At 69.2% G+C, this 13,380-nt stretch carries 17 protein-coding genes and 1 pseudogene; 12 read left to right on the top strand and 6 right to left on the bottom strand.

The window, feature by feature from the left end; genetic code table 11:
• Nucleotides 1–394 precede the first annotated feature (394 nt).
• The 3 genes from O145_RS19120 to O145_RS08395 all read left to right on the top strand — a co-directional run bounded on the left by O145_RS19120 (nt 395) and on the right by O145_RS08395 (nt 1,755).
• Entirely contained in the window at nt 395–571 is a 177-nt protein-coding gene (locus tag O145_RS19120; protein ID WP_156966829.1) for a hypothetical protein, read from the top strand.
• A gap of 559 nt (nt 572–1,130) precedes the next feature.
• Entirely contained in the window at nt 1,131–1,295 is a 165-nt protein-coding gene (locus O145_RS18105) for a hypothetical protein (protein ID WP_156966669.1), read from the top strand.
• Nucleotides 1,288–1,755, top strand: coding sequence for a tetratricopeptide repeat protein (locus O145_RS08395; RefSeq protein ID WP_156966670.1), 468 nt, complete (start codon nt 1,288–1,290; stop codon nt 1,753–1,755). Before O145_RS18105 ends, O145_RS08395 begins: the two co-directional genes overlap by 8 nt.
• 150 nt (nt 1,756–1,905) lie before the next feature.
• Here O145_RS08395 and O145_RS08400 read toward each other — a convergent pair.
• A pseudogene (locus tag O145_RS08400) lies at nt 1,906–2,235 on the bottom strand (tetratricopeptide repeat protein); the annotation flags it as partial.
• 18 nt (nt 2,236–2,253) lie between these two features.
• Nucleotides 2,254–3,630 carry a tetratricopeptide repeat protein gene (locus tag O145_RS08405; RefSeq protein WP_043562241.1) on the bottom strand — a complete coding sequence of 459 codons (1,377 nt, stop codon included), beginning with the start codon at nt 3,628–3,630 and terminating at the stop codon, nt 2,254–2,256.
• A gap of 311 nt (nt 3,631–3,941) precedes the next feature.
• Between O145_RS08405 and O145_RS08410 the strand changes: the two genes are divergently transcribed.
• Both O145_RS08410 and O145_RS08415 read left to right on the top strand, forming a co-directional pair.
• Complete coding sequence (locus O145_RS08410) at nt 3,942–4,415, top strand: hypothetical protein (protein WP_043562242.1); 474 nt, start codon at nt 3,942–3,944, stop codon at nt 4,413–4,415.
• A complete protein-coding gene (locus O145_RS08415; protein ID WP_156966671.1) occupies nt 4,412–4,933 on the top strand; it encodes a hypothetical protein in 522 nt (173 codons plus the stop codon). Before O145_RS08410 ends, O145_RS08415 begins: the two co-directional genes overlap by 4 nt.
• Nucleotides 4,934–5,026: 93 nt before the next feature.
• Here O145_RS08415 and O145_RS18110 read toward each other — a convergent pair whose 3' ends face one another.
• Nucleotides 5,027–5,353, bottom strand: coding sequence for a hypothetical protein (locus O145_RS18110; RefSeq protein WP_156966672.1), 327 nt, complete (start codon nt 5,351–5,353; stop codon nt 5,027–5,029).
• A 288-nt stretch (nt 5,354–5,641) separates the two neighbouring features.
• Here O145_RS18110 and O145_RS08420 point away from each other — a divergent pair, with 288 nt between their 5' ends.
• The 7 genes from O145_RS08420 to O145_RS08450 all read left to right on the top strand — a co-directional run bounded on the left by O145_RS08420 (nt 5,642) and on the right by O145_RS08450 (nt 11,554).
• Nucleotides 5,642–6,586: a metal ABC transporter substrate-binding protein gene (locus O145_RS08420; protein WP_043562244.1), complete on the top strand. Its 945-nt coding sequence runs from the start codon at nt 5,642–5,644 to the stop codon at nt 6,584–6,586.
• Nucleotides 6,587–6,590: 4 nt separating this feature from the next.
• A complete protein-coding gene (locus O145_RS08425; RefSeq protein WP_229118449.1) occupies nt 6,591–7,376 on the top strand; it encodes a metal ABC transporter ATP-binding protein in 786 nt (261 codons plus the stop codon).
• Complete coding sequence (locus tag O145_RS08430; RefSeq protein ID WP_229118450.1) at nt 7,373–8,332, top strand: metal ABC transporter permease; 960 nt, start codon at nt 7,373–7,375, stop codon at nt 8,330–8,332. The genes O145_RS08425 and O145_RS08430 overlap by 4 nt, the downstream gene beginning before the upstream one ends.
• The gene (locus tag O145_RS08435; protein WP_052374876.1) at nt 8,332–9,264 is read left to right on the top strand and encodes a metal ABC transporter permease; all 933 of its coding nucleotides are present in this window, start codon (nt 8,332–8,334) and stop codon (nt 9,262–9,264) included. The genes O145_RS08430 and O145_RS08435 overlap by 1 nt, the downstream gene beginning before the upstream one ends.
• A gap of 859 nt (nt 9,265–10,123) precedes the next feature.
• Nucleotides 10,124–10,576 (top strand): hypothetical protein, encoded by a 453-nt coding sequence (locus O145_RS19125; RefSeq protein WP_229118451.1) that lies wholly within the window; start codon nt 10,124–10,126, stop codon nt 10,574–10,576.
• Between the two features lie 167 nt (nt 10,577–10,743).
• A complete protein-coding gene (locus O145_RS19130) occupies nt 10,744–10,944 on the top strand; it encodes a hypothetical protein (protein WP_043562246.1) in 201 nt (66 codons plus the stop codon).
• A gap of 103 nt (nt 10,945–11,047) precedes the next feature.
• On the top strand, nt 11,048–11,554 hold the full coding sequence (locus tag O145_RS08450; protein WP_229118452.1) for a hypothetical protein: 507 nt from the start codon (nt 11,048–11,050) through the stop codon (nt 11,552–11,554).
• 206 nt (nt 11,555–11,760) lie between these two features.
• Here O145_RS08450 and O145_RS08455 read toward each other — a convergent pair whose 3' ends face one another.
• The 3 genes from O145_RS08455 to O145_RS08465 are packed head-to-tail and all read right to left on the bottom strand — an operon-like array spanning nt 11,761 to nt 13,075.
• On the bottom strand, nt 11,761–12,183 hold the full coding sequence (locus O145_RS08455; RefSeq protein WP_043562247.1) for a type II toxin-antitoxin system VapC family toxin: 423 nt from the start codon (nt 12,181–12,183) through the stop codon (nt 11,761–11,763).
• A 3-nt stretch (nt 12,184–12,186) separates the two neighbouring features.
• A complete protein-coding gene (locus tag O145_RS08460) occupies nt 12,187–12,462 on the bottom strand; it encodes a type II toxin-antitoxin system Phd/YefM family antitoxin (protein WP_043562248.1) in 276 nt (91 codons plus the stop codon).
• A 58-nt stretch (nt 12,463–12,520) separates the two neighbouring features.
• Entirely contained in the window at nt 12,521–13,075 is a 555-nt protein-coding gene (locus tag O145_RS08465) for a PEP-utilizing enzyme (protein ID WP_043562249.1), read from the bottom strand.
• Nucleotides 13,076–13,380: the final 305 nt, after the last annotated feature.

The raw sequence follows: 13,380 nt of genomic DNA on the forward strand, positions 1-13,380 counted from the left end.
GTCCGAGTTCGCGCTTCTCGGTCCCGGTGGCGCGCACATGGCCGGTCGGCTCTTCGAGTCGCTCGTGGCGCTCGGAGTCAGGGCCGTGGCACAGGCGGCCGAGGTGACCGTGGGCCGTACTGAGGACCGACGGCGCTGCCGTCGTAGCCTTGGAGCGAATGGGTCGGCGGGATGCGCGGTTAGCGCCTGCTGCACAGCCGGGCGGCCGACGGCGGGAGGGAAAGATGGTCGATGACGAAGACGAGGATGTGCTGAAGGCGGCCGGACTGGTATTCGATGAGGGATTCGACTTTTTCTATTCAGGGCAGTCTGATAAGGCTCTTACGGCTTTTCGCGAGGCCTATGGGATCTACCGGCGGGCTGGTGTGAAGGAAGGCCAGACTGACTGCCTTCTATGGCTGGGATTAAACAAGATGGTATTCTGGGGCGGTTGCTGTGGGATTCCTGGCTGGCGTCTGCGGAGCATCTGGCGCAGGACTGCCTCGTGCAGATCGACATGATGGACGAGGAGCGGGATATCCTCATCGGGTGGAAGAAGCGTTCGGGCACCCTGCAGGCTTGTGAGAATTGAGGGCGGAGGCGGTTGTGCGCGCTGCCCGCGGTGTCGGCCTGGATACTGTCGCGGAGGTGGTCGGGTGGGCCGAGGCGGTGCGCGAGTGGCTGTCGCGGTGGCGGCAGGGGCGGGCTGAGTCCTCGTGGTGGTCGGGCGTGCCGTGGGCGAGAGCGCGGCAAAGCTCAAGCGGGCGCAGAAGGGACGAGGTGGAGGAGGTTCCTGGTGAGCCGCCATCGAAGCCGCTCTCGGGGGCGGGCGCCGGGGCCGGCTTCTGGGGCGCCCACGGCTTCTTGAGGATGTCGCGTCCGATCAGGTTCGGTGCCCGGTACAGGTCGGACTCCTCCTGACCTGCTGCTCATGTGCCTTGTCGGGCATGAGCCTCAGGCTCCCCGACCCGTCCAGGGGGCGCCGCGACAAGAGAGGGGCGCCGCCAGGCGGATGGCCGAGGTCCGAGGCCAGGTCAACGATCTGCTCCAGGACGGCTGGGAAGCCTGGTGCCGTCGACGAGGTCCGCGTGGAGCACGAGGCCGCGACAAGACGCATGTGGCTTCCCAGGGGGAAGAGGACAAGGCTGTCCGTGGACCGGGCGAAGGCGAGCAGGTCGTTCCTCGGGGCACCGGGCCTGACGACCAGGAAGATGGAGAACACCTTCGCGGCCTTCACCGCCTACATCACCAACCGCACCTTCGACTACGACTTCGAGCACATCCCAGTCACACCACCACACACCGATCTTGTTTAACTCCAGCCATACCAAGATGGCCGGGTGCCACGTTAATGCCGGCTGGGCGCTGGGGGTACTGGGGCGGTTCGAAGAGGCTCTGACCGAGTACCGGGAGGCGCTGGACATCTACCGCAAATTGCCGAACGTCGATCAGGACCGGGGTGACTGCCTGCTCCGTGTCGGCAGCGTCCTGTATCGGGACGGCCGATTCGAGGGGGCACGTGAGTCGTATTGCAAGGCTCTCGAGGTTTACCGGCGGCTCAAAGGGGCTGAGGGCCGACAAGTTGTCTGCCTGGTCAATATCGGCACAGTTCAGGTGATGCTGGACCGATACGCGGAGGCGCTCGCTTCATGGGGAGAGGCCCTGGAGGTCTACCGGCGGGTCGGAGATGGTCAAGAGGACCAGGGCGACTGCCTGGAGGAGGGCATGAGAGAGCTTCGGGACGCGATGAGGTCGCATGAAGAGGATGCGCGGTAATCGGCTGCCCGCAGCGGTCTCTCCAGAGATGCCGGGTGCTAGGGCCTCCCGATAGGCTTCCAGGTGCTCGGTGTCGTCCGCCTCGGGCAAGAATCCCACTGCTTCCTGGGATGGTGGCGCTTCGTCTTGCCGATCTGGAGAACGGTTGGACTAACGATGGTGATCTTGTGCCTGTTGATAGGCGTCCTGGGCCTCCTTGTGGCGCCCCATATGGTTCAGGAGGTCGCCGATGAGATTCAGGCAGTCAGCCTGATCCTGCTCGGTGCCGTCCGCCTGCCGATAGACCCCGAGTGCCTCTCGAAGAGAGGCGAGCGATCCTTCGTGCCGTCCCGCCGCGTACAAGGCATTGGCAATATTGATCAGACAGATGGCCTGGTGCGGGGTGTCGCCCACCTGGCGAAAGAGGGTGAACGCATCTTGATAGGAGGCCAGGGCCTCCTCGTGGCGTTCCATCGCGTACAGGGAGTTGCCGATATTAAAAAGGCACTCTGCTTGCTGCTACTCATTGTCCGGCAGGCTGCGGTCGAGTTTTAAGGCGCTGTGATAGGCGGTCAGGGCCTCTTCGTGGCGTTCCGTCTTGTGTAGAACGTTGCCAGTGTTGTACAGGCAGTTGGCCTGCTGCTGCTCGCTGTCCGGCAGGCTGCGATAGAGGTCCAGGGCCTGCCGGTAGATCGCCAGAGCCTCTTTACGCTGCCCTGCCTTTTCCAGGAGACTGACGATATTGGCCAGGCAGTCGGCCTGGTCCTGCTCGCTGTCCGGCAGGCCACGATAGAGGCTCAGGGCCTTCCGGTAAGCGGCCACGGCCTCCTCATCATCTCCCATCGTGCGGAGGATGACTGCGGTATTGCGCAGGCAGTTGGCCTGCTGCTCGCCGTCCTGCAGACCGCGGTAGAGATCCAGCTCCTGCTGGTTGGCGGTCATAGCGTCCTCATAGCGTCCTGCTGCATACAGGGCGACGCCGATGTTGTACAGGCAGCTGGCCTGCTGCTGCTCGCTGTCCGGCAGGCCGCGATAGAGGTCCCGGGCCTGCCGGCAGGCGGTTAGCGCTTCCTCCTCGCGGTCGGTATCTCCCAGAACGAGGCCAACATTGAACAGGGTGTTGGCCTGCTGCTGCTCGGTGCCCGGCAGGCTGCGATAGAGGTCCAGGGCCTGCCGGCAGGCGGCCACGGCCTCCTCGTGCTGCTCTGTCTTCCTGAGGATATTGGCGATGTCGTTCAGGCAGTCGGCCTGATCGTACTCGGTATCCGGCAGGCCGCGATAGAGGTCCAGGGCCCGCCGGTAGGCGGCCACGGCCTCCTCGTGCCGGCCCATGTCGCCCAGGGTTATGGCGATGTTGTACAGGCAGCTGGCCTGCTGCTCGCTGTCCGGCAGGCCGCGATAAAGATCCAGCTCCTCCCGGTAAGCGGTCATAGCGTCCTCATAGTGTCCTGCTGCATACAGGGCGACGCCGATGTTGCGCAGGCATCTGGCCTGATTGTGCTCGCAGTCCGGCAGGCCGCGATAGAGATCCAGGGCCCGCCGGTAATCGGACGCAGCCTCTTCTTGTCGCCCTGTCGTGTCCAGGATATCGGCGACGTGGTACAGGCAGTCGGCCTGGTCGCGCTCGTTGCCCGACAGGCAGCGGTAAAGGTCCGCGGCCTGCCGGTAGGCGGCCACAGCCTCTTCGTCGTTTCCCATCGCGCGGAGGGCGACGCCGATGTCGTGCAGGCAGTTGGCCTGCTGCTGCTCGCTGTCCGGCAGACCGTGATAAAGATCCAGGGCCCGCCGGTAGGCGGTCACGGCCTCCTCGTGACGCCCCTCGGCTCCAAGGCTGTGGGCCGCGGTGAACGCGTCGTACGCCGCGCGCCGTGGCTCTTCGTCCTGCTCACCCGTCATCGTCGCCTCCCCACGGTGGTCACCTGCTGAGCCGTATTTCAGCACATTGTGCGCGACCGAGGCAGCCCCCTGCACCGGTCGGATGCTGCTGGCACGGCTGCACCCGGTCAGGGCGCCGGGCGGGCCGGGCACAGGGAAGAAGGTTCCGCGCCGGACGGGCCGGGCGCAGGGAAGGAAGTTCCGCGCCGGGCAGGCCGGGCGTGCGGAGGACCTGGGGCGGCGGGGTGATCTACGGCGACGGTGGGGACCGCTTCCGTCAGATGTAGTGAGGCCCGTCGCCGGGGCGGGCCGTCACCGCAAGGAGTGCTGCCATGCGCACGGTCCCCGTTGACGAGGACGACCTGATGATCCCAGGGGCGTCCCACCTCGCCGAGTCCTTTCTCGGCACGGTCCTGGAGCTGGAGCGCCGCAGCGGGCTCGGCCTGGGCTTCGACGTCGTCGACTCGGGCGGCCGGCTGCGGCTCCAGGCCCCCGTCCGGTTCCGCGACGGCGGGCGGCGCCGCCCGCCCCATGTCTTCGAGGTCCGCGCCGACCCCGTCGGGTCGAGGCTCAACACGGGGTGGATGCTGGCCGTGAAGGAGCACGGTCCTCTCAGCCGCCTTGCCTCCCTGCTCGGTGGCGGACCGGGGCGGGGGCGAGGGCCGGGACGCGCCGACGCCGGATCGGAGGCCGCCCGGGCCCGGCTGACCCTGATCCGCTCCTTCCACGACCTGGTTCTCCTGCCGGCTGTGGAGATCCTCGTGGCCGAGGTCGACAACGGGCCGACGTGCAGGAGGCCGCGATGATGGATCTTCCCACGGCCCTCCGGGCGGGGCTGTGCATTCTCCAGCTGGTCCTGGTCCTGGCTCTGGCGCGGTTTCCGCTTGAGCGGGCCGGAGGCCATGATGGGCTCAGGCTCGCCCGCGACGCGGCCGTCGGGGTCTCTCTCCTGCCGGTGCCGGTCCTGGGGCCGGTCCTCGGGGCTGCGACCCTGATCGCCCTGGTCATCCTGCGCAGACGGGCCGACGACGGCGCCCGCGCGGCCCTCTCACGGCTCGCCTCCTCCGCGCTGCTGCCGGGCCGGACCGCCTGGTGGGGTCGGGACGACAAGGCGTCCGATAGGCGGGTCCGCTCGACTCTGTCGGCTCGGCCGCCGGTGCAGAGCCTGCCTGAGCGGCCGAAGGCAACGGGTCTGGCGAGCTCGCCGCCCCTCTCAAGGCCCAATGGTCGGAGGCCGGCCTGTCAGGCATCCCCGCACCTGATTAAGGCATTCGCGATCGCCCGCCTGCTGCCCAGGCGCCCGGCCGCCAGAAAGCCTGCGTGAGAGCCGCCTTTCGGCAGAGCCCTTGCACCCCTCAGGCGGGATCTCGGCCCGCTCGCGTCACCGCCTGACCAGGAGCGCCCCGGCCCCTGTCCGTCAAACAGACGCGCGGGGCTCCTCGTTGACTGGCTCCAGCGTCACCGTCCCGACTACCGCGACGTCGTCAGCTACGTCAGCCAGATCAGTGTCGACGACCACGACCCGGCTCTCAGCGAGAATGTCGTCACCCAGTCCCTCGGCGGCCCTCCCCGGGCGCTCGACATCCACTGGCTGGAGCTCCCGCACGCGGAGACGGTGATGACCCGGTACATGCTGTGCTCGGACGGAGTCCACGGGGCCGTTGACTCTCAGGAGATGCGCGCGATACTCCTGCGCGAGGACGAGGCGGGCGTCACGGCTCGGCGCCTCGCGGACGCGGTCCACGAGTCCTGCCGCGACAACTATTCGGTTCGGTCGTGATCGTGGACATCCGCCCCGGCGCGCCCGCGCCTCCCAGAGGAGCCGCATGACTCCGACGGTTGCCCTGGGGTCCGGCCTTCTCGCGCTGTGAGCGCCTGCCGGCGCGCGCCGCGGCCAGTCGTGCGCCAGCATGACGCGCGTGCAACTTGTTGCCAACGCCCCACACCTCCGGGCGTGAGGACCATTGTCGTTATCGTCTTTGTGCGGCTAAGGTTGCCCTCGCTTTACTTCACGACTACTCGGAGGACCTCAATGCTGATCTCTCGTCGTTCCGCAATCGTCTCGGCCACCGCCCTGGCCGGGGCTGCCCTCGCCGCCTGCTCCACGAGCGGCTCGAAGGGCGGCGCCAAGGACTCCGGGGGCCTGACGATCGTGGCCACCACCGGCTACCTCGGCGACGCGGCGAAGAACATCGCCCCCGACGCAACCATCACCGTGCTCGTCGGCCCCGGAGGGGACCCCCACACCCAGGAGCTGACCACCAGCGACACCCAGGCTATTGAGCAGGCCGACGTCGTGCTGTGGACCGGCCACGACATGGAGCACAAGATGATGGACCAGCTCGACCAGCTCGGCGACAAGCAGGTCGCCGCCGCCGAGGCCATCCCCGAGGACATGCTCCTGCCCTGGGAGGAGGATGGCAAGATCGCGGGCCACGACCCGCACGTGTGGAACTCGCCCGACAACTGGAAGTACGTCGTCACCGCCTGCGCGGAGAAGATCGCCGAGATCGACTCGGCCAACGCCGACACCTACAAGGCCAACGGCGAGTCCTACAACGCGCAGATCGACCAGGCCAAGACCGACGCCCAGACCAAGTTCGACACCATTCCCAAGGAGCGGCGCGTGCTGGTCACCGGCCACGACGCCTTCAACTACCTGGGGAAGACCTATGACATCGAGATTCGCGCCACCGATTTCGTCTCCTCGGAGTCCGAGATCTCCGCCAGCGAGATCGATGAGCTCGCCGCCTTCATCGCGGAGAAGAAGGTCCCCACCATCTTCCAGGACAACCTCAAAAACCCCGAGGCCATCAACCACCTCAAGGAGGCGGTGGTGGCCAAGGGCTGGAACGTGGAGGTCTCCGACAAGCCGCTGTACGCCGACTCCCTGGGCGAGCAGGCCCCCGTGGACACCTACCTGGGCGTCTTCGCGTACAACGCCGAGGCCATCGTCGCCGCCCTGGCCACCAAGTGAGCCGGTGATCGACCCGCGCACTCCGCTGAGCATCTCCATGCACGACGAGAACATCCCCTGCCAGGTGACCGGCCTGAGTGTGGCCTACCACGACCGCCTGGCGGTGAAGAACGTCACCGTGAGCGTGCCACCCGGCGCCGTCATGGCGATCCTGGGGCCCAACGGCGCCGGGAAGTCCACGCTCCTGAAGGCGGTCATGGGGCTGGTCCCCACCCTGTCGGGCGACGTCAGCCTTTTCGGCCGGGACCTCGCGCGCTCCCGTCGCCGCGTGGCCTATATGCCCCAGACCGCCGAGGTCGACTGGGACTTCCCCACCACGGTGCGTGACGTCGTCTCCATGGGCACCTACGGGCGCCTCGGCTGGTGGCGCCGCCCCGGGGCGGCCCAGCGCGCCGTCGTCGATAAGGCCCTGGAGGCGGCCGGCATCCCCGACCTGGCCGAACGGCAGATCTCCCAGCTCTCCGGAGGGCAGAAGCAGCGCACCTTCGTGGCGCGCACCCTTGCCCAGGAGCCCGACCTCTACCTTATGGACGAGCCTTTCGCCGGTGTCGACGTCGCCTCGGAGCGGGCCATCGCCGGCGTGCTGGACTCCCTGCGGCAGGAGGGCAAGACCATTGTCATCGTCCACCACGACCTGTCCACGGTGCGGCGCCTGTGCACCCACTCTCTGCTCCTGTCAGAGGGGTCCCTGGTCAGTGCGGGGACGCTGGAGGAGTCCTTCACCACTGAGCACCTGCACCGGGCCTACGGGCTGGTCGACGAGGCCCTGAACCCTCAGGAGGACGAGTGAGCGCTACCGCCGTTCTGCCCGAGGCGGTCGGGCTCGGCCAGATGCTGTCGAGCTACACCTTCCGCACCATGCTCATGGGGACCGCCGCGGTTGGCGCTGCCTCCGGGGCCCTGGGCTCATTCCTCTACCTGCACAAGCAGTCCCTGGTCTCCGACATTATTGGCCACGCGGCGACCCTGGGGGTGGCCGGCTCCTTCATCGTGGCCACCGCCGTGCTGAGCGTGGACGGTCGATCCATACTGGTGCTGACCATCGGCTCGATCATCGCCTCGACCTGCGCCGTCCTGCTGGCCAACTGGATCGCCCGCCACTCGCGGGTGGGCATGGACGCCGCCATGACCATCTGCCTGGCGCTGTTCTACGGCTCCGGCATGGTGCTGCTGCGCATTATCGTCCACTCCTCCCTGCCCAACCGGGGCGGCATCAGCCACTACATGTTCGGCAATGCCTCCACCCTCACCAGCGCCGACCTGGCGACCATCGGCGGTTTCGGCACTGCGGCCCTGCTGGTGGTCCTCCTGGCCTGGAAGGAGCTCAAGGTCTTCACCTTCGACCCGACCCTGTGCCGCACCATGGGGTTCTCCCCCTCCGTCCTCAGCCCCCTGCTCCTGGGCACGGCCACGGTCGCCGTGGTGATCGGCATTAAGGCCGTCGGGCTCATCCTCATGATCGCCTTCGCCATTATGCCCGCGGCCGCGGCCCGCCAGTGGACGCACCGGCTGTGGTCGATGGTGACCCTCTCCGGCGTGATCGGCGCCCTGTCCGGGGCTGTGGGCTCCGGCCTGGCGGTCAACCTCGGCAAGGTTCCCACCGGCCCTGTCGTCGTGCTGGTGCTGGCGGCGGTGCTCGCCGTCTCGCTGCTGGCCGCCCCGGAGCGCTCCGTGCTGCAGCGGCGCCGGGCCCTGCGTGCCCAGCGCCGTCGGCTCCTGGCTCAGGCGAAGGGGGAGGTGGCCTGATGCCGTTCATCGCCGCTGTCGCGCTCCTGGCGGTCGTCACCGCCGTCACCTGCGCCCTTCCCGGAACCTTCCTGGTGCTGCGCCACCAGGCGATGCTCGTGGAGGCCATGTCGCACGCGGTCCTGCCCGGGATCGTCATCGGGGCGATCCTGTCGGGCACCACCCACTCGCCCCTCATGGTGGTGGCGGCCTCCGCCACGGGGCTGCTCGTGGTCCTGGGCGCCGAGCGCCTGCGGGCCGGCGGGCTGGTCACCGGCGACGCCGACCAGGGGCTGGTCTTCCCGGCACTGTTCGCACTGGGGGTCATCCTGCTGTCCACCACCCTGTCCAAGGTGCACATCAGCGAGGACACGGTGCTGACCGGGGACCTCAACCTCATGGCGCTGGCCCCCGAGCACGTGCTGGTCGCCGACGGCGCCGTCGACCTGGGGCCGCGCACCATGTGGCGGCTGCTGGCCGTGCTCGCCGTCACCGCCGTCTACGTGCTGGTCTGCTTCCGCACCCTCAAGCTCTCCACCTTCGACCGCGTCACCGCCCGCACCATGGGGCTGCCGGTGCGGAGCACGGACCTGGGGCTCATGGCGCTGGTCTCCCTGACGGTGGTGGTCGCCTTCGACGCGGCCGGGGCGATCCTGGTGGTGGCCCTCATGACAATCCCCCCGGCGACGGCGCTGCTGCTGGCCCGCACCCTGCCCGGGACGATCCTCCTGAGCCTGGTGATCGCGGCACTCTCGGCGCTGCTGGGCTTCTGGGTGGCGCTCCAGGCGGACCTGGCGACATCCTCGACCATGGCCGTCGTGGACGCCCTGGTGTTCCTCGCGGTCATGCTGGTCACCAGGCGCCGCCCTCGGCTCGCGGCGGGAGCGGGGGAGGGGGCCGCGGAACCGGGGTCCGGGGCGCCGTCGTCTCCCGCGGCCTCCTGGGAGGGCTGAGCGGGTGCGGTGCCATTGCGCGGGGCCGGGCCTCGCGCCTCTCGCCGAGATCGAGGCCTACGAGGCCGGCCGCCGAGTCCACGATCAGGGCGCGCAGCCGCCGAGCCCGCTCGCCGCTCTTCCTCTGCGCGGAGACGAGGGAGCCCACGCCCTGCCATCCTACCGGGGCGATCTCTTCCCGGCCGGATCGGACTTGCCCGCCCGGGACAACCGCCCTACCGCCTCCCGGGCCAGCCTCACCGCCTCAGAGCTCCCGGGGCACTCGGTGACCGCCCGGAGCCCAGGCTGCTCCGGTGCCGTGGCCGGGGCCTCCCCGGGCTCGACGGCGGCCATGCCGTGGCGGGGCTGGAGGCCGGCCCCACGCTGGGGGCCTCCCCGGGCTCGACGGCGGCCAGCACTGAGCCCGCCAGGTATGACGACGCCGCCACCGGCTCCTTGGCGCCCGCGGGAATCCAGATCCGGGAGAAGACGCCCCCAGCCGGTGCGCTCGGTGAATTGCGGTGCGGACTCCAGCCCGGCCAGGCAGAGCCCGATGCGGTGTTCGCGGGGAAGCGAGGCTGCCTTGTCCCACTCCTTCCAGGGGGTGCGCCCCAGTGCGGTGTTCGCGGGGAAGCAGGGGCAGGCGCAGTGGGCCGCCGAGAGACCCCTGCGGGGCCAGGAGCAACTCGACGGCGAGATCCAGATGTCCCTCCAGTTCGGCTTTGAAGGGTTCCGGGTCCCGGCTCTCTTCCCCGGTACCGGTTAGGGCGGATAGCGCCAGCAGCCATCCATATGACGACGTAGTCCGGCTGGCGGGGCGGCTCCCCGGCTCGCGGACGACCCGGATCCAGAGGCCGCCGCGCCGCCGCCCGACGGCGCCGTGGCCGTTGGGCTCCCGGCCGATGTACTCGGCGGCGAATCTCGCCCCGCGCTCGGCGAGGAGCTGCGCCAGCAGGTCGTCGCCGAGGTGCCCGACGGCCTGGCACAGCGATACTGCCCAACGGGCCGTAATGCCGCACCGGATGGCGAAGGCCAGCAGCGCGCCGCGCAGCACCAGGGCCAGGGCCCGCCGCATGGTCGGGCCGATGTCGACATTGGCGGTGCCGTGCCCGATGTTCCCGCCATCGAGCCCGGTGACCAGGAGATCGAGGCGGGCCAGCACCCCGTTGCAGGCGGAGAAGCGTCGCGCGGCGTGGCAGCTGTTCTTCCTCGTCGTGCCGATGGTTCCGACGGCCCCGCGGGTCCGAGAATCGCGCCGAGCCAGTGGTGCGACGAGTCTGCGCCGAGAAATGGGACCCACCTTCAGGAGAACCAGGTCGAACGGCTGAAATAGAGGTTCGGTTATCTTCGGGGTCAGAGCATCTCGTTGTCCGATGTCGTTGCGACCTCGCCTTTCCGTCCGGTTGCGGATGCGCTCAAAGGCTGTCGGAGGAATGCCCTGGGCTCCGCGCCGGCACGATCCACACGGCGCAGGGGCGCGAGGCATCCGTCGTCCTCCTCGTGCTCGGCGGCGCTCCCGACAGGCCCGGCGCCAAGGCCTGGGCGTCGGAGACCGTCAACCTCGTCAATGTCGCCGCCAGCCGTGCCAGGCGCCGCCTCTATGTGATCGGCGATCGCGGATCATGGGCCCGGTACAACTACTTCCGCCAGCTCGCCGGGGCCCTGACTCCAGCAGGACGCCGAGGAGATATCGGCCACTGACCCGCCCGCGCCTCAGGGGTCGCGCGGCCGGGCGGCCGCTTCCGACTGCCGATCGCACGTCGAGGGTGAGACTGCGGCGATCAGGGAACAGTAGACTTCGCCCGTGAGCGTTGAAGCAACTGAACAACTGGCGCCGGTTGAGGCCGCATGGATTGCGGTCGTGCGTGCTGCTCTGCCCGCGGACCTCAGAGGGCTCTGCCTGGCACCCGATGACTGGTACCAGGGCATGGACAGCCCCTCTGCGGATGGGCGGTGCCTGGCCTGGTTCGACCTGATCGCGGACGAGTGCGTGGTGCTGACCGTCGGCGCCTACTTCGATGGGGCGCGCACCACCGTCGGTCGTCTCCACAACCAGCTCTTCAACCTTGAGTCCCGCAGCCGCACGATCTTGCGGAGGACGTTCACCGGTCCGCTCACGGAGCAGGCCGTCAGAGCCTGCGAGTGGCTCACGCAGATCAGGCGGCGACCGGTGGAGCGGTGGGACTGGTCGCGCACCGCTCACGAGTACCGGTTCGCCGACGACGGCGCCGGGCTGGTGGCCTCGGGGAGCACCGCTCAGCGTCAGGGACCGCCGCGCCAGGTCACCAGGATCGTCACGACGGTGGGCTGACCGCTCGCGCCTGCGCGCCCAGCCCTGGGACAGTCACCGAGATGACCGGCTCCGGGGCGCCAGAGGCGACCGGCGGGCGCCCGCAAGGCCTCGCGGACCGATCTCAACGCGGAAGTGAACCGATCTCGGCGCGGAAGTGAACCGATCTCGACGAAGGGGAGCCGCTGGAGCCGCGGAGGCTGCCGGGCCCGGGCGAGGTGCAGTCTTCAGCCCTGGGGTGGGTTGCCGGGCGTGACAGGATCAACCGTCCCGAGGCCCAGCTGATGGGCGACAGATGTCATCGTCTTGTCGTGGGTGGCGATGGTGAGAGGCGTATCCAGAGTCTCTTTCAGCGTCACCGCGGTCGCCAGGTGCAGGGCGTCGAGGGTCTTGACGTGAGGCCTGATGTCTTCGGCGACGCGGTGAACCTCTCGTGTGACATCCAGCAGGCCGACTCGATCGAGCAGAGGGGCGGCCTGGGACACAGGAATGTCCTCGCGACGCAGGACCCGGACGACCTCGGTGCGCAGCAGACGTGATGACACGTGGAGCGCTCCCGACGTCGCCATCCAGCTGTGGAGCGCCGACCGCTGGGGAACGTCGAGAACCGCGTACAGGGCGACCGAGGAGTCCAGGTAGATGATCCCCACTGTTCAGTGGTCCCCTCGCGAGTCCTCGAGCAGGGCGGCCACCTGGTCCGCGGTGTAGGACGGTCCGGCCGGTGCGGCGGGCCAGGGCGTTGGCTCCGTTGCCGGGGGCGTGTACAGGCCGGCTCGCTCCAGGCGGGACAGAGGACCGTCGTCGGTGAAGATGCTGAGTCGCCAACGAGGCACTCCCCGCTCGGTGACGATGACGTCCCCAGCAGCCGTGACCTGCCGGAGGACGGAAGCCGTGTTCTGGTTGAGCTCCCGCTTGGTCACTGTACGCATGGCTCGAGTGTACTACTCGTGTCCGACATCGTGGATGGTGCGGTCCAGCGCATTCCTGTCATGAAAGATCCGCCGCCCGCCCCGCCGTCCCGTCCACGCTGATCCGTGCGCCGTCGGCGATGCGCGCGCTCACCCCCGGCGCCCCCAGCACGGCCGGGACCCCGTACTCCCTGGCGACAACGGCCGCGTGCGAGAGGCGGCCGCCGGTCTCGGCCACAACCCCCGTGGCCAGGGCGAACAGCGGGGTCCAGGCCGGGTCGGTCGCCCGGCACACCAGGATGTCTCCCTCCCTCAGCCGCTTGAGGTCGGCGGGCCCGGCGACCACCCGTGCCGGGCTGGTCACCGCGCCTGGGCTGGCTGCGGCCCCCATCAGCCCGTCGCCGGGGGCGGACTCGGTCTGCCGGCCCTCGTTCCACACCGTCTGCGCGCGCGGCCGGGCCCGGACGCGCCTCTCGACGTCGACGGCACCCGTGCGCAGCCAGTCCAGCAGCTCGTCGAGGGTGAGGCAGCGGACCTGCCGAGGCTCGGCGATCAGCCCGGCCCCCGCCATGCGCCGCCCCGCCCCCAGCGCCAGCCGGCGGACGCCGGCGCCCAGCTCTTCGAACTCGACCACCGAGGCCTACCGGAACGTGCTGACATCACTGTGTCTGTTCGACCCGGTCCCGGCGTGGGAGTCGGGCGGCAGCCTGCTGACTCGCCTCGGACGCGCTCCCAAGCACCACCTCGCCGATCCGGCGCTCGCCGCAGGACTGCTCGGTCTCACCCCTGCCTCGCTCCTTGACGGCGACGGAGCGCCATTGGGGTCTCGGACCGATGGCATGCTGGGGGCGCTGCTCGAGTCGCGCTCCTGGGCCCCTGACAGGCCCCGTTCTGAGATAACTGGACACGGGTGGCGCCCACAGCGCCCACCTTGTTCTT

The organism is Actinomyces israelii DSM 43320, assembly GCF_000711965.1.
GTDB classification, from domain to species: domain Bacteria; phylum Actinomycetota; class Actinomycetes; order Actinomycetales; family Actinomycetaceae; genus Actinomyces; species Actinomyces israelii.

Coding starts and splice junctions, on each gene's coding strand:
- O145_RS08415 (WP_156966671.1), top strand. CDS start 4,412: ATGATGGATCTTCCCACGGCCCTCCGGGCGGGGCTGTGCATTCTCCAG.
- O145_RS08460 (WP_043562248.1), bottom strand. CDS start 12,462: ATGCGTACAGTGACCAAGCGGGAGCTCAACCAGAACACGGCTTCCGTC.
- O145_RS19120 (WP_156966829.1), top strand. CDS start 395: ATGGCTGGGATTAAACAAGATGGTATTCTGGGGCGGTTGCTGTGGGAT.
- O145_RS08435 (WP_052374876.1), top strand. CDS start 8,332: ATGCCGTTCATCGCCGCTGTCGCGCTCCTGGCGGTCGTCACCGCCGTC.
- O145_RS08405 (WP_043562241.1), bottom strand. CDS start 3,630: ATGACGGGTGAGCAGGACGAAGAGCCACGGCGCGCGGCGTACGACGCG.
- O145_RS08420 (WP_043562244.1), top strand. CDS start 5,642: ATGCTGATCTCTCGTCGTTCCGCAATCGTCTCGGCCACCGCCCTGGCC.
- O145_RS08410 (WP_043562242.1), top strand. CDS start 3,942: ATGCGCACGGTCCCCGTTGACGAGGACGACCTGATGATCCCAGGGGCG.